Below are 21,704 nucleotides of genomic sequence, written 5' to 3'. Positions count from 1 at the left end.
TAAGAGCAATAAAATAATAAAAGATTATTTTTTAATACCATAAAAACATAAAAGAGCACCGGCGCTGCTTAGCGGCACAATGCGCATCCGGCATAAAAAATATTCATAAAAGGCATTGGAGTGATTACAGGAAAGGTCCTTTAAATGGGCTCTCTTATCGCTTAAATGCATTTATATGAAGTTTTATATGCCAATAATCATCTTTTCATCTAAGCCCGGAAAATGCCCTTCCAGCGCCCGCAGGAGGGCCTTCTGATGAGCACGGCGAGTCAACTCGGACGACTTGCGCTGACAGCACATTTGCGTGCGGCCAAGCCAGTTTCCCCACAACGCTTTTTACCTTGGCTAGTCCCGCTAGCCCTGTTTGCCTTATGGCTGGCTGCCAGCCACTGGCATTGGATGAGCGAACAAGTTTTACCCAGCCCGGCACTGGTGTGGGCCAGCCTGCTGGAACTTGGCCAAGGCGAGCTGTGGATGCACCTGAGCATCAGCCTGCAACGCCTCGCCTTAGGACTGGCTGGCGGCGTAGTAAGCGGCCTGCTGCTGGGCGCGCTGCTGGGCAGCAGTAAGCTGGCCGAACGCCTGATTTACCCGACATTCGCAGCACTGGCACAAATCCCCACGCTGGCGTGGATTCCTCTCTTTATGCTGCTGTTTGGTATTGGCGAGGCGCTAAAACTGGTGGTGCTAATTAAGGCGATCATCGTGCCGATCACCATCCATACCTTAGTCGGCGTACGTGATGCTCAGCCGCGTTTACGTGAAGCGGCTGCGGTGCTGCGCCTTTCCCCTGTCCAGCAGGTGTTTCGCCTCACCATTCCAGCAGCATTGCCATCATTTATGGCTGGCCTGCGCTTGGCCCTGGCCACTGGCTGGGCCTCTTTGCTGGCGGCCGAGTTGCTGGCCTCCAGTGAAGGTTTGGGTTACCTGATGGTCTGGGGCCGTCAGCTGTTTATGCTGGATATCGTGTTTGTCTGCATTCTGGTCATCGGTGTGTTCGGCGCGCTATTCAGCACAGGCATCAACTGGCTGGACAAGCGCCTGGTGTACTGGCCACACCCGGCCACTGCGGCATTCCAGCGTCAGCCCATTGGACAAGGCTGGCAACGTGTTCAGCCTTGGCTATTGCCAGTCGCACTGGTGGTTCTCTGGCAGGCCGTTGTGCAACTCAAGTTGATCGACAGCAACATCCTCGCAGCGCCGTTACAGGTGCTACAGGCTGGCTGGGAAGGCCTGCGCGACGGTTCTCTTGTTGACGCTATGCTGCGCAGCCTGTCCCGCGCACTGGGCGGCCTGCTGATTGGTGGTGCATTGGGACTAGTGTCTGGTCTTGTACTCGGGCTGTGGCGGCCAGCTGAACGCCTGTTTGGCGGCACCCTGTCGGCTTTACAGCAGATTGCGATCTTCGCCTGGGTTCCGCTGCTGACGGCTTGGTTTGGTCTGGGCGAGCTCGGCAAGCTGTCCTTTATCAGTCTGGCCACTTTCTTCCCGCTGCTGATTGCCAGCCAGCGCGGTATTGCCAACCTATCGCCACAACTCAACGAAGCCAGTCGCGTACTGCGGCTGGACCGGCACCAGCATTTACTGCGCGTTGTTCTGCCCGGTGCCGCACCTGCCATTTTTGCAGGCCTGCGCCTGGCGCTGATCTACGCCTGGCTGGGCACCATCGGCGCCGAATACTTCATGCCGTCCAACGGCGGTATCGCCAGCCTGATGATCGGTGCGCAACAGCTTTTCCGCATGGATCAGGTGATGGCCAGCATGCTGCTGATCGGCCTCACTGGTGCCCTGCTCAACGCCCTCGGACAACGCCTTGAAGCGCGCGCCTCGCGCTGGAGAAATGCATGAACAGCCTGACCTTCCCCACGCCGGGTGAATACTCCCCGGCAACAAAAACCATCGTCAGCTTTGATCGGGTCAGCAAGCACTTTGCCGTGGAAGATGGATCGCTGGAGGCCATCCGCGAATTCAGCCTGGACATTACCGAAGGCGAATCCATCGCCATTCTGGGTTCCAGCGGCTGCGGCAAGTCCACCCTGTTGCGTCTGCTGATTGGCCTGGACCGCGAGTACGGCGGGCACATCCGCGTTGATGGGCAGCAGATCAACGGCATCGGCAGCGAGCGCGGTATTGTCTTTCAGGAACACCGTCTGTTCCCTTGGTTGACGGTGGAACAGAACATCAAGCTTGGCCTGATCAATGACCCGCTGACCCAGGCTGAACGCTTCCGCAAAGTCGATGAATTTATTCATCTGGTCGGCCTCGACGGCTTCCAGCGCGCTTACCCGCACCAGCTCTCTGGTGGCATGGCGCAGCGTGTAGCAATTGCCCGTGGTCTGGTCGCCAGCCCACGCATTTTGCTGCTAGATGAACCCTTCGGTGCCCTCGACGCCTTAACCCGACAACAGATGCAGGAAGAGCTGCTGGCCATCCGCGCCCGAGCAGGAATCACCACTTTGCTGGTCACCCATGATGTGGAAGAAGCCATCTTTCTCGCTGACCGCGTGGTGGTACTGGCACCGCGTCCGGGACGGATCAAACGCATCGTCGAGGTGGATCTGGAGCACCCACGAAATCGCGGTAGCTACGAGTTTTTGCAACTGCGTGAAGAACTGCTGCACGAACTGACCGGTGATGGTGACTACCGCCCACCGATGCCACGCGTGCAAGACCTGCCGCTGTCATCCATCGCCTATTGATCAACCCCGGGCAACGCCCACCTGTATGAGGTTTACATGAGTACTCGTCCCAATTTTCTGGTGATACTGGCTGATGACCTGGGCTTCTCGGACGTCGGCGCCTTTGGTAGTGAAATCTCCACACCTAACCTGGATGCCCTGGCCACCAACGGCCTGCGCCTGACCGACTTTCACGCTGCGTCAACCTGCTCACCGACGCGCTCCATGCTGCTCACCGGCACCGATCACCATCTTGCCGGAATCGGCAGCATGGCCGAAGCCATCAGCCCTGAGCAGCAAGGCAAACCGGGCTACGAGGGCTACCTGAACGATCGCGTTGTCGCCCTGCCCGAGTTACTGCGTGAGGCCGGTTACCAGACATTGATGGCGGGTAAATGGCACCTAGGCCTGAAACCCGAACTGGCACCGCACGCACGTGGATTCGAGCGCTCGTTTTCGCTACTGCCTGGTGCGGCCAACCACTATGGTTTCGAGCCGCCCTATGACGACAGCACGCCGCGTATTCTCAAGTCCACACCGGCGCTGTACATCGAAGATGACAAACTCATCGACAAGCTGCCCGATGACTTCTACTCATCCGACGCCTTCGGTGACAAGCTCCTGCAATACCTCAAGGAGCGTGACCAGAGCAGGCCGTTCTTCGCCTACTTACCCTTCTCGGCACCACACTGGCCGTTGCAGGCCCCCAAGGAGATCGTCGACAAATACCGGGGCCGGTATGACAACGGCCCCGCCGTATTACGCGAAGAGCGCTTGAACAAACTCAAGGAACTGGGCCTGATCAGCCGCGATGTCGAACCGCATCCAGTGGTTGCACTCAATGCAGAATGGGAACAGTTAAGCCCTGAAGAACGCGCTATCTCAGCCCGCAGTATGGAGGTCTATGCCGCCATGGTGGAGCGGCTGGACTGGAACGTCGGGCGCGTGGTGAATTACCTGCGTGAACAAGGTCAGCTGGACAACACCTTCATCCTCTTCCTCTCCGATAACGGTGCAGAAGGTGCGTTACTGGAGGCCTTCCCCAAATTCGGCCCCAACCTGAAAAGCTTCCTCGATCAGCATTACGACAACAGCCTGGACAACATCGGCCGCGCCAACTCCTACGTATGGTACGGCCCCCGCTGGGCCCAAGCGGCAACCGCACCGTCACGCCTGTTCAAAGCCTTTACCACGCAGGGTGGTATTCGTGTCCCAGCGCTGATCCATTACCCGAAACTGGCCCGGCAAAAGCAGATCAGCCATGCCTTCGGCACCGTGATGGATGTCACTCCGACTATTCTCGATCTGGCCGGTATCCGTCATCCGGGCAAGCGCTGGAATGGGCGGGATGTGGCGACAGTACGGGGTAAGTCATGGCTGGGTTACCTGTCTGCGGAAACCAAGGCCGTGCACGACGCCAACAGCGTGACGGGGTGGGAGTTGTTTGGCATGCGTGCTCTGCGTAAAGGTGACTGGAAGATCGTCTACATCCCTTCACCCATAGGCCCGGCGCGCTGGCAGCTGTATGACCTGAGCAAAGACCCCGGAGAGGTTAACGACTTGGCCAAGAGCCACCCGCATGTGCTGGAAGAACTGGCGGCACACTGGGAAACCTATTCCGAAGAAACCGGCGTGATAATCGGCCAAACGCCCTTCCAGCTGGACAAGTAAGCACTGTAACGGAGCGGCGCACAGCCGCTCCATCTGCGCATCAGAAGAGGTGCTTCTGCACCTCGCCGATAAGGCTTACATCCTCAACGCTCTCACCTTCCAGAATCCGCGCACTGGCTGTCATCCCAGCACTCAGGTGAACACCTTCAGGCACTTTCTCCAGCGCAATCCGCACTGGAATACGCTGGGCCAGACGTACCCAGTTGAAGGTCGGTTCAACATCCGCCAGCAGCTGACCATCGGGGGCAGAGTTGCGATCGGTGATACCACGGCTGATGCTTTCAACCCGTCCGGCAATCTGCTGATCACCGCCCATCAGCCAGATTTCCACTGGCAAGCCTTCACGAATCTGGGGCAGCTTGGTTTCTTCAAAGTAGCCTTGAATGTAGAACGAGCTGTCATCCACCAGCGCCATCACGGGTTGCCCCACATTCACATAGTTGCCCTGGGCCAGGCGCAAATTGGTGATGTGCCCGGAGCGCGGCGCCCGCACCTCACTGCGCTCAAGATTAAGCTCAGCCAGCCTCACAGCGGCTTGGGCCTGGCGGTATTCACCACGGGCAACTTCGGTATCAATCTTCGCGTTATCCACCAATTCAGCACTAATCGCTGCACTGCCTAAGCGCTGACGACGGCTCGACTGATGCTCGCGCTGACGCAACTCCTCCTTACGGGTCTGCTCCAACGCCCGCGCCTGCTCCAACTCGGCAGCGTAACGGTCGCGGTCGATGGTCATCAGCACATCACCCTTTTTAACCGCTTGGTTATCCACCACCTTCAAATCAACAACCCACCCCGCTACATCAGGTGCGATGGTCACCACATCAGCGCGGATGCGCGCGTCACGGGTCCAAGGCGAATACATATAGTGCTGCCAGACCCAATGCCCGGCTAAAACTGCAACCAGCACCACCAACAAGGTAACGGCGACTCGAATAATGCTCTGCAAGGAAAATCCCTCTTACACAACCCGTTAAATCCGTATCAAGGCAGACTCACCGCCCCAGTACAGCAACCACAACCGCAAGCACACACACATAGAGTGCGCAATCAAACAGCGCCTCATGCCAGATCCAACGTGTCAGCCCTGCCGACTGGATGCCCCAACGCAAAAAGAACGTCACCAGCAAAGCCAATACGGCGAACACCAGCATCGGGCTGAACAGAATCCCTCCCATCTCCCACTCACGCAGCCCCATAGACATCTCCATGCATTGCACACCAATGACGCCAGCCGCTGCGTAGCTGCACCAGCGCGGACTGGGCAAGACGCCGGTCAGAGCTGGACGGCAGGGCCATCAATACTTCGGACAAATTATTAATAGCTGGGTCCAGTGCTTCTTGCCGATCAAGCTTAGGGCCATAATTGATGACTGCTTCATAGCGGACCACAAACTGGTTCCAATCACTGGCCAGCCCCGGAATTTCCTGGATACAACTGCGTAACTGGAGCAGTTCATCACCCAAATCCAACGCGGCGACGCCCTCCTCCCATACCCCTTGCGATTGCCCGCTACCCACTGGGTAATAACGCGCCAGCTGCACCAGGCGGTCAGCCATACGCCCGCCAAACCAGTTCTCAGCGCCTACCAGACTCAAGCGAGCCAACCGTCCCATATCCCGAGCGGTAGCCTGCAACAGCCGCCGCCCTAACCAGTTGCGGTTACGCAAGCTGATCAGCTTGAAGGCTAAAACTGCGCAACTCACACCGATGACCAATCCCAGGGCATCATTGATAAAAAAAGGAACATCATTGGTCACGCCAGCAGGTGCCAGCGAAAGCACCACTAAATGCATACAAAACGCAGTGGCGACAGCTCCTGTGGCTGGCGACCCCATCGCCAGCGCCCCAACAAACATCGGTACGCCCAGCACCAGGGAAAGCAACTCGAAGTCGTAAACAATCGGGATCAATAACTGTGCGACCACAAACGCCACCGGAATAGCCCAAATGGTTCCGCGCAAAAACATCACCCCAAGCTGGATGGCGTTATCACGGCTCGCGAATAAACTGCACACCACCGCACACAGCACCATCGCCCCCGTAGCTGAAGGCCATGCCGTGGCCATCCAGAAACACGCCACCAACAAAAACGCCAAGGCACTGCGGGCACCAAAAAATGCAGCGGTCTGCCAGTCGTGATGCCATGACAAAGCTGGCGGCAGCTCACGGATTGGCTGAGCATGGCAAACCGCATCCAGCGAGCGTTTGGCTGCAATCAAAGTACGGATGAACAACGCTAGGCGATCCAAACAGTGCTGCTGAGAAGCCGACCACTGCTGTGCAGATAACGCCTCTACCAGTTGGTCGTGCAAGTCAGACCAATCAGTAGCCTCAGGGCTGTCCAACCCATCACGTACACGGGTCAGCCAACTACTCACTTCAACTGCCTCATTAGCCGTCAGCTGACGCCACTGCCTAGCTACGCCTCTGGCTAGACGCAACATGGCCAGCAGATCCCGGCTCATCAAGCGAACTGCCTGTGCACGCAAACGTCCTTGATACCCCTCAAACCAAGCGTGCTCACGCTGGGCATCCACCGCCACAATGCGCCCGAGCATTCCCAACAACCCTTGCCGCGGCAGACTTTCACCGCTTAACGACTGCTGAGCAGCCTGCAACCCTGCTCGCCAGGTTTCCTGCGCCTGCCCCACTAACTGATGATTGACCCGAACCGGCCACAAGATGATCTGCACCACTGATGCGCAAATGATGCCCAGAGAGATTTCCGTGGCCCGCGCAACAGCTTCCTCAAACACATTAAGCGGGTTACCCAGCGAAGGCAGGCAGATGATCCCCACGGTATAACCGGCCAACACAAACGCATAAGCCCAAGCACTGCGCATCATGGTCGATGCTGCTGTACACAGCCCCAGCCACAACGCCACGGCCGCCAAGAACATCCAAGGTGCCTGACTGAACAACGCCATCACCACAATCGACATCGTCGCCCCAACCAGGGTGCCGAGCAGCCTCGCAATCGCCTTCTGCACCACCATCCCAGACAGCGGCTGCGCCACAATAACCGCGGTCATCATCGCCCACTGAGGCTGATCAAGCCCAAAGCGCAAGGCACACCACAACGCCAGAAACGCCCCGAGTACAGTCTTAATTGCAAACTGCACTGCCCTGAGACTAGGCGATAGAAACGGCTTCAGAAAATTCGGCATCCTGAATCCCTTAGGAAAGCGAATAAAAGTTCGGTAGACGTAAGAAGAAGATTTACACGACAAACAATATTATTAGCAAGCTAACTATTTGTACAAAAAAATGCGAATCGCTCAGATAAACGGTTTGTGCTTCGTATGGGGAATAGCGAAAAGACACGACTCGCGCACGCAAGTTCAACGCGACATTCAAGTCCCATGAAAACAAAAAAACGCCGCCATAGCGATATGGCGGCGCTGAATCCCAGACCTATGCCTGAGTGTCGTGGTGGGTGCGTGTATCAGAAGGCGGGTACGACGGCTCCCGAATAGCGCTGCAGAATGAAGGCTTTCACTTCAGGGCTGGTCAGCGCTTGTGCAAGCTTTTGCACCGCTGGGCTGTTCTGGTTGTCCGGCCGGGCGACCAGGAAGTTGACGTACGGCGAGTCGCTCCCCTCAATCAGCAGCGCGTCTTCAGCCGGATTGAGTTTGGCTTCCAGAGCGTAGTTGGTGTTGATCAGGGCCAGGTCGACCTGATCCAGCACGCGAGGCAGGATCGCCGCATCCAGCTCTTTGAATTTGAACTTATGCGGGTTGCTGCTGATGTCTTTGGGCGATGCCACTACGCTTTTCGGGTCTTTCAAGGTGATAAGCCCGGCCTTTTGCAATAACAGCAGTGCACGCCCGCCATTACTGCCCTCATTAGGGATGGCGACTGTGGCGCCATCCGGCAATTCAGTAATCAGTTTGAACTTGTTGGAATAGGCACCCAGTGGTTCGACGTGGACACCTTTAACAACGACCAGATCGGTGCCACGGCTTTGGTTGAAAGCATCCAGATAAGGCTTAGTCTGGAAATAGTTGGCATCCAACTGCTTTTGCTGCACTTGCAGGTTGGGCTGCACGTAGTCGGTAAAAACCTTGATATCCAGATCAACGCCTTCCTTAGCCAGCTGAGGTTTGATCAGTTCAAGAATCTCTGCATGAGGTACCGGCGTGGCAGCCACCACCAGTTTTTCGCCCGCCTGAACCAGACCGGAGACGATGGATGCAGCGAGTACGGTGAACAACAGTGCTTTTTTCATGTCGGAGTTCCATTCGTTGTAGGCCGTACTCGGATACGGCCAAAAATCACAGCTTTCTTTCAGCCTGACGGCCTTGTTGTCGGCGACACTATCGACATTTTTTATTACCAGAAAATACTGTTTTATTATTTTTATATAACCAAATCTCAAAAAACACGTTTTGTCAGCCCCTCCGCAAAACCCACAAATAGGGCCGACCACATTCAGGGACACGCTGCGCACTATGGACAAGACATTGCTCGCCACTCATCTCGAACGCGTTGAACGCTTAACGCTGCTGACCCAACCAACGCCATTGGAAAAACTCGAGCGCCTCTCGCAGACCCTCGGCCGTGAGATTTACATCAAGCGCGACGACACCACGCCGTTTGCCCTCGGCGGTAATAAGGTTCGCAAGCTGGAATACCTCGGCGCCGCTGCATTGGCTGAAGGGGCAGACACCCTGATCACCGCCGGTGCCATCCAGTCCAACCACGTTCGTCAAACCGCCGCCCTCGCCGCCCGCCTCGGTCTTGATTGTCTGGCGTTGCTGGAAAACCCCATCGGCACTAATGCCGCCAACTACCTCGAAAACGGCAACCGCCTGCTGCTGGACCTGTTTGGCGCCACCGTGGAAAACGTAGACAGCCTCGAAAACGCCGACCAGTTACTGGCCCAGGTCGCTTCGCGCCTTAGCGTGCTGGGCAGACGCCCTTATGTAGTACCGATTGGTGGCTCCAATGCCTTGGGTGCGCTGGGTTATGTGCGAGCGGGCCTGGAGCTGGCCGAGCAGATCAAACAAAGCGGCCAGCACTTTGCCGCCGTGGTGGTGGCTTCGGGCAGCGCCGGAACCCACAGTGGCCTAGCGCTGGGGCTGGAGTATGCGCTGCCGGGTACCCGCCTGATCGGTGTCACCGTATCCCGCCCGGATGCAACCCAACGGCCGAAAGTTGAAGGTCTTTTGCAGCAAACCGCAGAGCTGCTGGACGTCCCCGTGCCGGTCGATTTGAAGATTGAGCTGTGGGACAACTATTTCGCCCCCCGCTATGGCGAACCTAACCCGGCCACCCTGGCCAGCATTCAGTTACTGGCCAGTCACGAAGGCATCCTGCTGGACCCGGTGTACACCGGCAAAGCCTTTGCCGGGCTGGTGGATGGGATTGAACGTGATCTGCTTGGCAAAGGCCCGGTGCTATTTGTGCACACCGGTGGTGCTCCTGCGCTTTTCGCCTACCATTGATCCAAGCAGTGACCTGCACCTCATTACCAAAACCAGATATATAAAAAGAATCTTTAAGTATTTTAACTTCTAAAAGGAGCGCTCTAGAGTGAGCGCACTTTTATTGCAATGCGAGGACCGCACCATGCAACCATCCCTGTTACGACGCCCTCTGACAGCCCTTGGCCTTGGATTGGCCTTTGTCGTTTCCCTCTCCCTTCAGGCCGTACAGGCAGCCGATCTGCTGGACCAGATCAAGCAGAAAGGCGAAATCAAAATCGGCTTGGAAGGCACCTACCCACCGTTCAACTATCAGGATGAGAACGGCAAGCTGACGGGCTTTGAAGTGGAGTTTGCAGAGGCGGTAGCCAAAGAGCTGGGCGTCAAACCAGTGTTTCAACCCAGTAAGTGGGACGGCATCCTCGCCGCGCTTGAAACAGGCCGTCTGGATGTGGTGGTCAATCAGGTGACCATCTCTGAAGAGCGCAAAAAGAAATACGACTTCAGTACGCCTTATACCGTCTCCGGTGTTCAGGTGCTGGCCCGTACTGGCGAAGAAGGCCAATACAAGAAACCTGAAGATCTGGCTGGGAAAAAAGTCGGCGTGGTACTGGGCACCAACTACGAACAGTGGCTGAAAGATAACGTGCCGCAAGCCGACATTCGCACTTACGACGATGACGCCAGCCGTAACCAAGATGTCCGCGTTGGCCGCCTCGATGTGATTCTCGGCGACCGTCTTGCAGCCTTCGAACTGGTCGATAAATCCCGCGGCAAACTGGCTGTGGCAGGTGCACCCTTCGCTCCGCAAGCTGCCGGGATCGCCCTGCGCAAAGGCAATCCAGAACTGCAAGCTGCACTGGATAAAGCCATCGCCGATCTGCGTGCCAACGGCACCCTCAAGGCGATTTCCGAAAAATGGTTCAAGGCTGATGTAACCCAATGATCGAAGCAAGCCTGCAGCTTGCGCTGGATTCCGCGCCCTTCTTGCTCAAGGGCGCGCTGTACACGGTAGTTCTGAGTCTCGGCGGCATGTTTTTCGGCCTGCTGCTGGGCTTTCTTCTGGCAATCACCCAGCTCTACGCCTTCGCCCCGCTGCGCATTCTTGTGCGCATTTATGTGTCGTTCTTCCGGGGCACGCCGTTGCTGGTGCAATTGTTCATGATCTACTACGGTTTGCCTGAAATCGGCATCCAGCTTGAGCCTCTCCCTGCCGCCATGATTGGCCTGTCTCTGAACATGGCCGCTTACGTTTCCGAAATCCTCCGCGCTGCCATTGCCTCGATTGATCGTGGCCAATGGGAAGCCTCCGCCAGCATCGGCATGAGCCGCGTGCAGACACTGTATCGCACCATCCTGCCGCAGGCTGCGCGCACGGCACTGCCGCCGTTGGGCAACAGTTTTATCGGGCTGGTTAAGGACACCGCACTGGCCGCCACCATTCAGGTGCCGGAGCTGTTCCGTCAGGCACAGCTGATCACCGCCCGCACCTTTGAAATTTTCACCATGTACCTGGCCGCAGCCCTGATCTACTGGCTGCTCTCCAGCCTGCTGGCGCATCTGCAAAACCGCTTGGAAGCACGCGTCAACCGACATGAAAGGGACAACTGATGATCCGCGTGCGTAACCTGAAAAAGGCCTTTAAAGGCCAGCCAGTGCTTAAAGGCATTGATTTGGATATTGAGGCAGGCGAAGTGCTGGCCATTATCGGCCCCAGCGGCTCGGGCAAGACCACCCTGCTACGCTGCCTGAACCTGCTGGAAAACCCGGACAGCGGCAGCATACGCGTGGGGGATATTGAGATTGATGCGGCCAAGCCGATCAAGCAACAGCGTTCACTGGTTCGCAAATTGCGCCAACAAGTGGGCTTTGTGTTTCAGAACTTCAATCTGTTTCCACACCGCAGCGCGCTGGATAACGTCATTGAAGGGCCGGTGATAGTTAAGAAAGAGCCCAAAGAGCAGGCCGAAGCCAAGGGTCGCGCCCTGCTGGCCAAAGTGGGGCTGGCTGGTAAAGAAGATGCCTACCCCAAGCGCCTTTCCGGCGGGCAACAACAACGGGTAGCCATCGCCCGAGCGCTGGCCATGGAGCCGGAGGTGATTCTGTTTGATGAACCCACCTCAGCCCTTGACCCGGAGCTGGTGGGCGAAGTACTCAGTACCATTCGTGGTCTCGCCGAGGAAAAGCGCACGTTGGTGATTGTGACCCATGAGATGAGTTTCGCCCGGGATGTAGCCAGCCGGGCAATCTTTATTGACCAGGGCGTGATCGTCGAGCAAGGCCCCGCGCAGCAGTTGTTCAGCAACCCGCGCGAGGCGCGCACGCGTCAGTTCCTCAGCAAGTTCCTACCCGTTGTAGAGGAGAATGGCAGCGGGATTTAGCCACACTGAAACGTGCCGGATCACTCCGGCACGTAAATCATCCGGCCGTCGTTGAGGCGGTAGGTGATACCGGCCTTACTGCCCTGCCCTTCGCCAATCTCACCATTGGCCTGATATTCAGTCAGCTCCTCACCATCCTTGATAAGCACACGCATATCCGCCTCGCCGGGGTTCTCGATCACCACCACTTTGCTCTGGTTGAACGGATTCAGCGGGCTCTGCACGATGACGATCAGCAGGATGCCGATCAGCACCAAAAACACGTCGATCAGGTTGACCACAGACAGCATCGGGTCATCTTCATCTTCATCCAGAAAACGCATCAGCGAACCTCCTGCTGACGCTCAATAGCCCGTAGCTCCTGCAACAGCCAACGGCGGCGAATAGTGAGGATAAAGAAGCTGATACTGGCCGCCAGCAGCGCCACAATCACCGCCGAGAATGCCACCACCAGATTCTCACCAATGCCCTGACTATTATTCTGGGTCAGCGCCAGCAAAGCCGGACCCATGGGGATCATGGTCGCCACCAGCCCCAGCATTGGCGTGCTGCGTGAGACCACGCGTAGCCACTCCAGGCGCTGCATGATCAGCAACTCCAGATCATCGCTATTGCCACCGTGCGTGGTTTTCCAACGCGCCAGTACTGAACGATAACGACCGCTGCGGCGCTGCCACGCCTCAGCCGCAAAGCTGCCCAACGCGACGAATGCATAAGCCAGCGCCAGCAGAATAAGGATCAGCACTGGGGTCAGAAACCAGCGGGTGAGTTCATACAGACTAAATTCAAAGGTATTCATAAATACGGCTCAGATAGGGTGGCCACAATCGGCCACCAAAATGCTTTAGTTAAGGTTTCAGGCCCGCTGATTGCGCATTTGGCGCCAGCCGCCAAACAGCAAACACAGCAGCAACAAGGCAAAGCCCAGCCAGATCTGCCATTGCGGCGTAGGCGAAGCGCTGTCTTGAGTGACCTGTTCCAGTACCTGCCCGCTGACGGTTTCACCCGCACCGCCGCTTTCACCACCCGCCTCTGCCGGGGCGGAACCTGCCAGGCCAAAACCTGCAGCTAATTGCTCAATAAACTCGCGGGTCACCGGTTTGGTATCGCCGGTCGCCCCCTGGTCTTCCAGCGCCTGCCAACGCTCGGTGAGTTCCTTGCGGGTTTGCTCGTCGGCATCCCAATAGCCTTTGCGAATGGCCTCCAACATGCGCTCAACCAACTGCGCCTGAGCACTTGGGTTATTCGCCTCGAACCACTCGTTGAGGCCAAGGTTGCGCTGATCCATCACGTAGGTTTGGTGCAGCGCTTGCCACTGATCCGCACGCACCATGCTGCGGTCCATGGCTTGCCAGCCCCAAACGTTGTTGACGATGTTCAGCAGCTCCAGGGTTCCGGCGTAGCCTTCCTTCTGCATAGCGCTGATCCACTGCGGATTGAGGTAGCGGCTGCGCAGTTCGCTGCTGAGGAATTGCGCGGTGCCCTCCATGCGCGGCGTGTTGGTGCGCAAGTCGGCGATATACAGGGACGGGCTGCTGCCATCCAGATGACGGATCGCCAGGGACAGCCCACCTAAAAACTCAAACGGATGATCAGTGGAAAGCAAACCGTTCACCGTGGAGGAGCGCGCCAGCACCGCCGCCTCAACGCCCTTGAGCTGCTCTGCAAACAGTTTGGCGCCTGCTGCCTCAGCCACCAGACCACGGCTGCCGTAACCGCTGCCCAGACGCGACAGGTACTGCTCAGCCAGAGCCGACTCATCCTCCCACTGGGTTGAATCTAGGGTCAGCGCCGTCACACCGGTGCCATAGTCGCCGGGCTCGTTGCTGAAAATCCGCACGCTGGCCAACGCTTTAGCCTGTTCATCCTGCATGCCTTGTTCCTGCAAACGAGCCTGCACAGTTTTGCTGTTGGCTGCGATCGAGTTATCCGCCTCATCCAGCTGCTCCAACCGCTCGACTGCTTCAGCCAACAGGCGCATAAAGCCGTCAAACTGATCGCGGTAAACGCTGGTGGCTTGTATCACCGCATCAATACGCGGCCGGCCCAACTCAGCACGGGGAATAATCTCCAGCGCCCGCACCCGCCCGCCTTCATCCCACACGGGACGCAGGCCCATGGCGTGCAGCACCTGACTCTCCAGAATGCCTAAGTGACGCATGGCTTCCGATGACCACAAACTGAACGCCAGCTTGCGTGGGGCCTGGCCCTCATGCTCGGCCTTGTAGTTGTCGATCAACTGCTGCAAAGCCTGCTCACCCGCCTCGTAAGCGGCACGAGTGGGTAGCTTGTCAGCCTCAAATGCATAGAGATTACGACCGCTGGGCACCTGCGGGTTACGCACGGGATCGCCACCAGGGCCAGGCGCCACAAAGCCACCAGCAAGCCCTGCCAGGAGCGCCTCGATCTCGCCTGTGCGGGCCAAATTCAGCTCATAGCCACGGGCCTTTTCCAGCTGTTCACGCAAGTCCGCTCCCGGCAATTCATCCAGCGAATGGGCCTGCGAGACGTAGCGTTCCAATAAGCCATAAGCCTCGGTCTTTTTCAGCTCGGCGAAATCCATGGCAACCGGCTCAGCCTCGTAAGCCTTACCGCTGGACTCAGACACCGCCTTCAAATAAGGCTGCCCCAGTTGCTGTAAAACGGTGCTGAGCCGGTGCTCAGGCAGCGCAGGCTCACCAAAGGTATGCAGCCCCAGCGGCAGATTGTCCGCCGCCAATGCATGCAGGTGATCATGCAATCGGGCAAAGAAATCAGAGAAGTCGGCCTTGGCTGACTGGGCGTCTAGTTGCAGGTCTTCGAGCAGGCCTGCCTGCTGTGCCTCATCAACAATTTTGCTCGCCGTTTGCTGTTGAACAGCCCCGTCTTCCAGTTGCTGGTATTGATGGATCAGGTCGTGCAAATCGCGCAGCTCGTCATACAGCCCAGCCGGTGCGAACGGCGGTGTTTGGTGGCTGATGGTGACAGCACGGCCTCGGCGTTTAGCCTGAATGGCCTCGCCAATGTTGTCCTGAATATAGGGATAGAACACTGGCAAATCAGCCACAGCGAGAAAGCCATAATCGTTCACCGACAACCCACGGTCCTTGCCCGGCAGCCACTCCTGTGTGCCGTGGGTGCCGAAGTGAATCAGCCCGTCAGCCAGGTCGTGCAGCAACAGGTAAGCTGCTAAGTAGATGTGATCCGGCGGCACTTTCCCATCGTGATAAGCCTCACCAGGTCGACCGGCCCGAGGTGGCTGCGGCATCAGCGTCAAAGTACCCAACTTAGCGCGGGGAATGATGAATTGCGGCCTGTCATTGAGCATACGGATAGCCCAATGCTTGGCTGGGTCGCCCCAACGCGCTGTCAGCTCTGTGCGCACGGACTCTGGCAACGTCAGTAACCAGCGCTGATAGGCGTCCAGCGGCACACCGACGGCCAGATCATCCTTGAGCAGCTCATCCAACGTTTCCGGGTGGTAATAGCCAGACAATAGGCGCTGCGCCGTTTCTGTTAATTGAGCCTCAGTGCGCACAGTCACGTTGTAACCAGCCTCAGACAGACGCTGACTCAGAACAGCCAAACTGCGCGGCACATTGAGGTGTGAAGCGGAGATATTTTTCTCGCCGTCGGGGTGATTCCAGAACATCAGCGCTAAACGTTTCTGTGCAGCAGGCAAGGTTTGCAAATGCGCCAGACGATTGACCTTGCGCATCAAAGCCACAGCCTGCTCGGGGATCAGCACCGGCTCGCCCTTTTCAACCGCGCTGATCACCAGCGGATCACTCATGCCCCAGCTCTCCGGCACACCTAACAACGGAGCCAGAGCATGCATGGCAATACCCGAGGTGGACGCTCGCCAGCCTTCTACATCTGTGCTGCGCTCACCAAAGGTTTGCAAAACCGGGATATTCTGGTCGATAAACTCAGCCTGCCGCGCGGCCGCATTCTGCATATGGGTCAGGTTGATCAACACCTGCACCTGAGCGGGTTTGACGACCTGGGTCAGGCCTTGTGGATTTTGTGCATCAAACCAGAACAGCACGGGAGCCTGTCCGTGGGCTTCGCTGAGTTTGATCAAGGCATCCAACATGCCCAATTCCGCATCAGCAATTGCACCACTATGGATGACGAAACCAACCCGTGGAGCGTCTTCCGCCCAGCGCTTACTGCCCCAGGCCAGATAGGCCTGCACATCAGTGAACAGCTCCGGGGCGTCCGGATGATACAGACCGGTTGCAGGCAAGGGCTTGGGCGGCGGCATCGTGGACACATCTTGGCCTGCCTTCAGGGCTTTCCAATAAGCCAACAGTTGGCGCAGGTTTGCCTCACCACCATTACCGTAGTAACCGATCATGGCATAGGCCATGGGTGGCGGTAGGTTGCCAAAAGCAGGTGCGCCACCGCCTACGCGAATCCACGGTGTACGCGACTGTTTTAGTTGCTCGCCCAGAAACGCCTGCATTTGCGCCAGATCATTCGGGCGCGGTGTGTCCAGAATCAGTAAGCCTGCTTCCAGCACGTTGGCTTTAGCGTCGCGCTCGCGGCTGATGTTGCGGCTGTCCAGTTGCATACCGGCTTCGCTCGCCCAGCTTTGCAGACGCTGTAATTTGCCCGGAAGGACAAAATCATTCGCCAGAACACGCACATCGGGCTGGGTATCAGCCAGCACCGTAGTGCTGGTAAACAGCCAGATCAGGATTAGAAATAGTCTTCGCATTTTAGAAACTCAGGCTCAGGCCAACATGGAAGGTGCGCCCCGGCTCCGGGTAGTTAAACAGCGCGTCTTCATCCGCTAGGCGCACGTCTCCGATGTTTTGCACACCGCCACGTACGCTCAACTCTTCGGTGAGTTGCTGGGTCAGCTCTAAGTGCCACAAGCTATAGGCTGGCAGGCTGTACTCCTTGTTAGAGCTGTAACCAATCTGGCTGCCAACGTATTCGTTACGCACCTGAGCAGTGAAACGCTCGGTAGGTTTCCAACTCACATGGGTGTTGGCCAAATGCCGGGAACGCCCGGCCAGGCGGCGGTCAGCACTTCGATCAATGGCATCCAGATAGGTGTAATTCGCGCCCCAGTGCAGGTCGGCTGGCAAGTCGATTTCCGCCCCCAGTTCCAGCCCCCTGATGCGCGCTTTATCGACGTTTTCATACTCACGCATTTCCCGCCCACGCTGCCCGCAGGCTTCAACGCAGACAGTCTGGATCAGTCCTTTGACGTTGTTCTGGAACACCCCCGCCGACAGCGACCAACCATCCCCCGCGTAGTCGCCGCCAAATTCGTAAGTGGTGTTGATTTCCGGGTCCAGATCCGGGTTGCCGGTGATGGTGAACATACCGCCACCGCCCACGGCGGAATAACCGGGTGACAGCTCTTTAAGGGTCGGCGCATTAAAGCCGCGGCCGACGCCACCGCGTAGGGTCAACGCATCGTTGACCTGATGCACCAGATAAGCCCGTGGGCTCTTTTGCCAGCCATAGTTGTCGTGGTGGTCGAAGCGGCTACCCAGCACCAGCGACCAATCCTCGTTAAATTGGATTTCATCCTGGAAGAATGCAGCCCGGTGGATCGCTTCAGCGTCGCCCCCGGCAATGCTGTTGTCCTCAAGATGCTCCTTGCGCCACTCGCCGCCGAAGGTGAACAGGTGCATGTCACCAACCGGCAGGCTGATGCTGCCGTCAGCCACATCATCGGTCATGCGCTGCCAAGGATTGCTCGGTTTTTGACCCTTGGTGTAGGTGTTGTCACGCTCAAGTCGGTTGCGATAAAAGCGCAACGAACTGCTGCCCCAAGACCAATTCCCCGTGTGAGCCAATGAGAAGTTTTCCCGCTCAATACGATCGCGAGCTTCATACTCAACTGGCTGGCGTCCGGCACTCCGGGTGTTACGCCAACGTTTTTCCAAACCTCTGCCCATGGTCAGGTCGAGGCGCTGGGCGTCGTCAGGGGTCCAGCTTAACGTCGCGGAGCCGCTGTCCACCGAGCGGCCCTCCAGCTCGGAGAGTGCAGAATCACCATGGTCGGCAGTCTCCTGACGACGGCGGCTTTCACCATTTAAAGACAGCCCCAACACACCCGGAATCAGCGGGCCGCCGAGATAACCCGCCAACTGGTGCGTATCGCCCCCTTGGCTGTTATCGACCACCCCACCGTTAAGCAACGCGCTGCCCTTCCACTCATCGGTGGCCTTACGGGTGATGACGTTGACCACACCACCGAGCGCCTCAGAACCATACAGAGAGGACATTGGCCCCCTGACCACTTCGATACGCTCAATGGCTTCAACCGGGACCCAGCTTAAGTCGAAGTCCGCATGCGCAATGGCGCTGGCTGAATTACTGATGCGCTGGCCATTCACCAGAAACAGCGTGTGTTTGGAATCCATCCCGCGGACGCTAATGCCGCGACGTCCCAAGCCAATACCGGAGAATTGCAAACCCGGTGTTCCACGCAGTGCATCAACCAGATCCTGCACCGGGCGGCTGGCCAGTTCTTCGCGGGTGATCACGGTGACGCTGGCGGGCGTATTTTGCAGCGTACGCTCCGTGCTCGTCGCCGTGATCACCGTTGACTCAAGATCAAGCACACGGGCATCGCTGATGCCTGGAAGCAGCAGGATGCATGCCGTCAGTGGCAGTCGAGCGCTTGAAAAAATTGAACTCATGGATCCATCCCCTTGTGAAAAGGACGGAATCTTATTTTGTTATAACATAACATTCAATTGATAAACTGAATAACCGTACTTCTTTACACTCAGGAGCCCGCCCCTCCTGATGAATGATTGCGGGCTTCTCAAACACTTAATTGAAATGGAGCTTCTGGCCTGGTGCGAAGCGGCAGGCAATAACGGCTAGCAGAACAACACCGCCCAACATGACACCCCACGCCAAGGTCAAATCAGCGAAGTGCTGGCGAATCAGTCCGGCAAGGAACGGTACCGTGCTCGCAATCGTGTATCCCCCGCCCTGCACCATCCCCAGCAGCGCACCAGCCTGGGCAGGCGTTTCAGCGTGGTCCATGCTGACGATCAGCGATAACGGGAAGATAGCCCCGATACCCAGCCCCAGTACCACTGCGCCGACGATGGCCAATTCATTCGGGGCAAATATCAAGCACAGCAGACCGAGCGCCTGAAATACCAAAGTCCCCAGCAGTAGCACACGTCGATCATGAAAGTGGCCGACAAAAGCCGATACCAGTAGACCCGCAACAACTTCCGCAATCGTCACCAGGCCCAGCAGCAAACCGCTTTCTGTAGAAGTCCAGCCGAGCTGCGTGTAGAACGGTGGCAGCCAGGCCAGCACAAGCGCATAAGCCCCACCCGAGATGCCAAAGAAGATCATCAGCAGCCATGCGCGAGGCAACCGCAGAGGCAACTTCACCAAAGTGCCTTTGCCCGCCCGTGATGCGTTTGAACCGGCGACCACCCACAGTATTGCGGCAATGACAGCGGGGATGGCCCAAATTGCTAATGAGCCTTGCCAAGCGATATGCGCTGCAACAGGTGAGACACTTGCCGCAGCGACAGCCGCTCCGCCCATGATTCCGGTGGTGTAAAGGCCCATGACCAGCCCGGCTCTGGAGGCAAACTGAGTTTTCACGTAGGCAGGCAGAAGTGCCTGTACAACGGCGATACCGAAGCCACCAACCGCAGCCGTAACGATCAAGCCACCCGTGTCATGCCAAAACCAGCGTGTTGCGCAAGCGACTGCGATCACCACAATCCCCAGCAACACACCGGCATATTGGCCCAGCAGACGCTGCAGCAGGCCGCCAGCCAAAGCGCAAAGCCCCATTGCCAGTACCGGCAATGTGGTCAGGAGTCCAGCATTCCCACTGCTAATGCCAATGCTGTGCTGAATCTCATCCAGCAAAGGCCCAACACTGGCCAAGATCGGCCTCAGGTTTAATCCCAGTAACACCAGGCATAAAACAACCAACGCAAAAGGCTTGGTTTGATCGTGAAAATCGTGATGCGTACGCATGGCTAAATCCCTTTACCTTATTAACTCACTTGTTGATAATTATCTCTACGCAAAGAATCTTAACATCAAGACATACCAAATGAGAAATCGCGCAAAGTTTGCAATGGACCAATGGTCACGGGAAAAACCGAACCTACCTACTCTGCCGATGGAGCTGATTGGACAGCTAGCAGAAGCAGCCCAACTGATCACACACAAGCATTTGAACCCACTCTATGCCGAACACGGCCTGCAGATAGGGGAATTTGATGTGCTGTCTACACTGCGGCGCAACGGGGCCCCTTACGCCCTTACGCCAACCGCACTGTATGACGCTGCAATGATTTCATCCGGCGGTATGACCAACCGCATTGATCGCTTGGAAAAGGCTGGTTTCGTCGAGCGGCGCAGCAACCCTGAAGATCGCCGTGGCACCTTGGTAACCCTGACCCCCAAAGGCCTGGAACTAATCGACACATTGATGGAGCTGCATGTCGAAAATGAGCAAGGCATCCTCAAGCATCTGACTGAGAGCGAACAGATGAAGCTGAGTGAATTGCTCGCGAAATTAATTGACGGTCTGCCGCCGAGCCGCCTCTAACCTTGTCAGCCCCCGATGATTTTCATCACCGTGACACCACCGGCAAAGGATATGTCCTGCTTATCTGCCAACGCTTTAACAAGTAAACGTTGCAACGCAGGCAATGCCACATGCCGTGGCTGATCGAGAAGATCACCAATGTAATGGCGCTGCGTGGACGACAAACAGCCGTGCAACCAGCCGGTAGACGATAAACGCAAGCGCGAACAGGTCCGGCAAAACGGCACGCTTTCATTGGCGATTACACCAAAAAAACCCTGCCCCGGGATTTCGTAACGGATGGCCGTGGCATCCACAGCTGCACTGGCCTGAACGAACTGATGACGCTCAGCGATCAACGCAAGCAATTCATCAAGGCCAACGAACTGTCGCTTAAACCCCTCGTAATCACGGGACAGATGCCCCATGCGCATCAGCTCGATAAACCGTAGCTCGAAGCCGTTCTCTAGGCAGTAATCCAACATCGGCAAAACCTGATCCAGGTTCTGACCACGTAGCGGCACCATATTGATCTTGATCTTCAGCCCCGCTTCACGAGCAGCACGCAAACCCTCTAATACAGTGGCCAAGTCGCCACCGCGGGCAATCTTCTGAAAACTGCCAGGGTCCAGAGAATCAAGAGAAATATTCAGGCGGCGAATACCGCATTCAAGCAGTAGCGGCAGTTTGCGAGTTAGGAGTTGGCCATTGCTGGTCAGACTGATGTCCTCCAACCCTAACTGACTGATACCTCTGAGCAGCGCCTCAAGCTTTGGGCTAATAAGCGGCTCACCGCCGGTGATCCGCAGCCGCTCTATTCCTGCCGACTCAACCAGATAAGCCACAGCACGGATCAAAGCATCAGCAGAAAGCTCATCCTGAGCCGCGACCAGACGCTTACCGTCCGGCACACAGTAGGTACATACGTAATTACACGCAGCTGTCAGGCTAAGGCGCAGGTTACGAAAACGCCTGCCTTGGCGGTCTACGATCATGCAGCGCTCCTGAACGGATCAA

18 protein-coding genes are annotated in these 21,704 nt (G+C 57.0%); 8 read left to right on the top strand and 10 right to left on the bottom strand.

Annotation, left to right across the window (positions count from 1 at the left end):
• Positions 1-255: 255 nt before the first annotated feature.
• Genes WG219_08235 through WG219_08225 form a run of 3 tightly spaced genes read left to right on the top strand, consistent with a single transcriptional unit; the run spans position 256 to position 4,349 of the window.
• Positions 256-1,848: an ABC transporter permease gene (locus WG219_08235; protein ID WXL27431.1), complete on the top strand. Its 1,593-nt coding sequence runs from the start codon at positions 256-258 to the stop codon at positions 1,846-1,848.
• Positions 1,845-2,699: an ABC transporter ATP-binding protein gene (locus tag WG219_08230; protein WXL27430.1), complete on the top strand. Its 855-nt coding sequence runs from the start codon at positions 1,845-1,847 to the stop codon at positions 2,697-2,699. Before WG219_08235 ends, WG219_08230 begins: the two co-directional genes overlap by 4 nt.
• A gap of 36 nt (positions 2,700-2,735) precedes the next feature.
• Positions 2,736-4,349: an arylsulfatase gene (locus WG219_08225; GenBank protein ID WXL27429.1), complete on the top strand. Its 1,614-nt coding sequence runs from the start codon at positions 2,736-2,738 to the stop codon at positions 4,347-4,349.
• Positions 4,350-4,389: 40 nt separating this feature from the next.
• Here WG219_08225 and WG219_08220 read toward each other — a convergent pair whose 3' ends face one another.
• The 4 genes from WG219_08220 to WG219_08205 all read right to left on the bottom strand — a co-directional run bounded on the left by WG219_08220 (position 4,390) and on the right by WG219_08205 (position 8,581).
• Positions 4,390-5,298 (bottom strand): HlyD family secretion protein, encoded by a 909-nt coding sequence (locus tag WG219_08220; GenBank protein WXL27428.1) that lies wholly within the window; start codon positions 5,296-5,298, stop codon positions 4,390-4,392.
• A 46-nt stretch (positions 5,299-5,344) separates the two neighbouring features.
• Complete coding sequence (locus tag WG219_08215; protein WXL27427.1) at positions 5,345-5,548, bottom strand: DUF1656 domain-containing protein; 204 nt, start codon at positions 5,546-5,548, stop codon at positions 5,345-5,347.
• The gene (locus tag WG219_08210) at positions 5,535-7,520 is read right to left on the bottom strand and encodes an FUSC family protein (GenBank protein WXL27426.1); all 1,986 of its coding nucleotides are present in this window, start codon (positions 7,518-7,520) and stop codon (positions 5,535-5,537) included. Before WG219_08210 ends, WG219_08215 begins: the two co-directional genes overlap by 14 nt.
• A 278-nt stretch (positions 7,521-7,798) precedes the next feature.
• Positions 7,799-8,581, bottom strand: a complete 783-nt coding sequence (locus tag WG219_08205) for a MetQ/NlpA family ABC transporter substrate-binding protein (protein ID WXL27425.1) — start codon at positions 8,579-8,581, stop codon at positions 7,799-7,801.
• Positions 8,582-8,804: 223 nt separating this feature from the next.
• On the opposite strand from WG219_08205, the gene WG219_08200 reads away from it, so the two are divergent.
• From WG219_08200 to tcyN, 4 genes are all read left to right on the top strand, one after another.
• Positions 8,805-9,800 carry a D-cysteine desulfhydrase gene (locus tag WG219_08200; GenBank protein ID WXL27424.1) on the top strand — a complete coding sequence of 332 codons (996 nt, stop codon included), beginning with the start codon at positions 8,805-8,807 and terminating at the stop codon, positions 9,798-9,800.
• A gap of 124 nt (positions 9,801-9,924) precedes the next feature.
• A complete protein-coding gene (gene tcyJ / locus WG219_08195) occupies positions 9,925-10,725 on the top strand; it encodes a cystine ABC transporter substrate-binding protein (GenBank protein WXL27423.1) in 801 nt (266 codons plus the stop codon).
• Entirely contained in the window at positions 10,722-11,390 is a 669-nt protein-coding gene (gene tcyL, locus WG219_08190) for a cystine ABC transporter permease (protein WXL27422.1), read from the top strand. The genes tcyJ and tcyL overlap by 4 nt, the downstream gene beginning before the upstream one ends.
• The gene (gene tcyN / locus WG219_08185) at positions 11,390-12,160 is read left to right on the top strand and encodes an L-cystine ABC transporter ATP-binding protein TcyN (GenBank protein ID WXL27421.1); all 771 of its coding nucleotides are present in this window, start codon (positions 11,390-11,392) and stop codon (positions 12,158-12,160) included. Before tcyL ends, tcyN begins: the two co-directional genes overlap by 1 nt.
• A 20-nt stretch (positions 12,161-12,180) precedes the next feature.
• Here tcyN and WG219_08180 read toward each other — a convergent pair whose 3' ends face one another.
• The 5 genes from WG219_08180 to WG219_08160 form a co-directional block, all read right to left on the bottom strand.
• Entirely contained in the window at positions 12,181-12,483 is a 303-nt protein-coding gene (locus WG219_08180; GenBank protein ID WXL27420.1) for a DUF2149 domain-containing protein, read from the bottom strand.
• The gene (locus WG219_08175; protein ID WXL27419.1) at positions 12,483-12,959 is read right to left on the bottom strand and encodes a MotA/TolQ/ExbB proton channel family protein; all 477 of its coding nucleotides are present in this window, start codon (positions 12,957-12,959) and stop codon (positions 12,483-12,485) included. Before WG219_08175 ends, WG219_08180 begins: the two co-directional genes overlap by 1 nt.
• Before the next feature lie 57 nt (positions 12,960-13,016).
• The gene (gene cobN / locus WG219_08170) at positions 13,017-16,862 is read right to left on the bottom strand and encodes a cobaltochelatase subunit CobN (GenBank protein ID WXL27418.1); all 3,846 of its coding nucleotides are present in this window, start codon (positions 16,860-16,862) and stop codon (positions 13,017-13,019) included.
• A gap of 1 nt (position 16,863) precedes the next feature.
• On the bottom strand, positions 16,864-18,807 hold the full coding sequence (locus WG219_08165; protein ID WXL27417.1) for a TonB-dependent receptor: 1,944 nt from the start codon (positions 18,805-18,807) through the stop codon (positions 16,864-16,866).
• Between the two features lie 136 nt (positions 18,808-18,943).
• Positions 18,944-20,128 carry an MFS transporter gene (locus tag WG219_08160; GenBank protein WXL27416.1) on the bottom strand — a complete coding sequence of 395 codons (1,185 nt, stop codon included), beginning with the start codon at positions 20,126-20,128 and terminating at the stop codon, positions 18,944-18,946.
• Positions 20,129-20,207: 79 nt separating this feature from the next.
• Between WG219_08160 and WG219_08155 the strand changes: the two genes are divergently transcribed.
• Positions 20,208-20,708 (top strand): MarR family transcriptional regulator, encoded by a 501-nt coding sequence (locus WG219_08155; protein WXL27415.1) that lies wholly within the window; start codon positions 20,208-20,210, stop codon positions 20,706-20,708.
• A gap of 5 nt (positions 20,709-20,713) precedes the next feature.
• On the opposite strand, the gene WG219_08150 is transcribed toward WG219_08155, so the two are convergent.
• A complete protein-coding gene (locus tag WG219_08150) occupies positions 20,714-21,682 on the bottom strand; it encodes a radical SAM protein (protein WXL27414.1) in 969 nt (322 codons plus the stop codon).
• Positions 21,683-21,704: the final 22 nt, after the last annotated feature.

Source organism: Pseudomonas mendocina (assembly GCA_037482215.1).
In the GTDB taxonomy this organism is placed as follows: domain Bacteria; phylum Pseudomonadota; class Gammaproteobacteria; order Pseudomonadales; family Pseudomonadaceae; genus Aquipseudomonas; species Aquipseudomonas mendocina_E.
Note: the sequence above shows the minus strand (reverse complement) of the source record. Positions and strands in the feature narration are given on the sequence as shown.

Excerpts from the sequence above, each read along its gene's own strand:
- WG219_08235 (WXL27431.1), top strand. The coding sequence starts at position 256 with ATGAGCACGGCGAGTCAACTCGGACGACTTGCGCTGACAGCACATTTG.
- WG219_08230 (WXL27430.1), top strand. The coding sequence starts at position 1,845 with ATGAACAGCCTGACCTTCCCCACGCCGGGTGAATACTCCCCGGCAACA.
- WG219_08225 (WXL27429.1), top strand. The coding sequence starts at position 2,736 with ATGAGTACTCGTCCCAATTTTCTGGTGATACTGGCTGATGACCTGGGC.
- WG219_08215 (WXL27427.1), bottom strand. The coding sequence starts at position 5,548 with ATGGGGCTGCGTGAGTGGGAGATGGGAGGGATTCTGTTCAGCCCGATG.
- WG219_08210 (WXL27426.1), bottom strand. The coding sequence starts at position 7,520 with ATGCCGAATTTTCTGAAGCCGTTTCTATCGCCTAGTCTCAGGGCAGTG.
- WG219_08205 (WXL27425.1), bottom strand. The coding sequence starts at position 8,581 with ATGAAAAAAGCACTGTTGTTCACCGTACTCGCTGCATCCATCGTCTCC.
- WG219_08200 (WXL27424.1), top strand. The coding sequence starts at position 8,805 with ATGGACAAGACATTGCTCGCCACTCATCTCGAACGCGTTGAACGCTTA.
- tcyJ (WXL27423.1), top strand. The coding sequence starts at position 9,925 with ATGCAACCATCCCTGTTACGACGCCCTCTGACAGCCCTTGGCCTTGGA.
- tcyL (WXL27422.1), top strand. The coding sequence starts at position 10,722 with ATGATCGAAGCAAGCCTGCAGCTTGCGCTGGATTCCGCGCCCTTCTTG.
- tcyN (WXL27421.1), top strand. The coding sequence starts at position 11,390 with ATGATCCGCGTGCGTAACCTGAAAAAGGCCTTTAAAGGCCAGCCAGTG.
- WG219_08180 (WXL27420.1), bottom strand. The coding sequence starts at position 12,483 with ATGCGTTTTCTGGATGAAGATGAAGATGACCCGATGCTGTCTGTGGTC.
- WG219_08175 (WXL27419.1), bottom strand. The coding sequence starts at position 12,959 with ATGAATACCTTTGAATTTAGTCTGTATGAACTCACCCGCTGGTTTCTG.
- cobN (WXL27418.1), bottom strand. The coding sequence starts at position 16,862 with ATGCGAAGACTATTTCTAATCCTGATCTGGCTGTTTACCAGCACTACG.
- WG219_08165 (WXL27417.1), bottom strand. The coding sequence starts at position 18,807 with ATGAGTTCAATTTTTTCAAGCGCTCGACTGCCACTGACGGCATGCATC.
- WG219_08160 (WXL27416.1), bottom strand. The coding sequence starts at position 20,128 with ATGCGTACGCATCACGATTTTCACGATCAAACCAAGCCTTTTGCGTTG.
- WG219_08155 (WXL27415.1), top strand. The coding sequence starts at position 20,208 with ATGAGAAATCGCGCAAAGTTTGCAATGGACCAATGGTCACGGGAAAAA.
- WG219_08150 (WXL27414.1), bottom strand. The coding sequence starts at position 21,682 with ATGATCGTAGACCGCCAAGGCAGGCGTTTTCGTAACCTGCGCCTTAGC.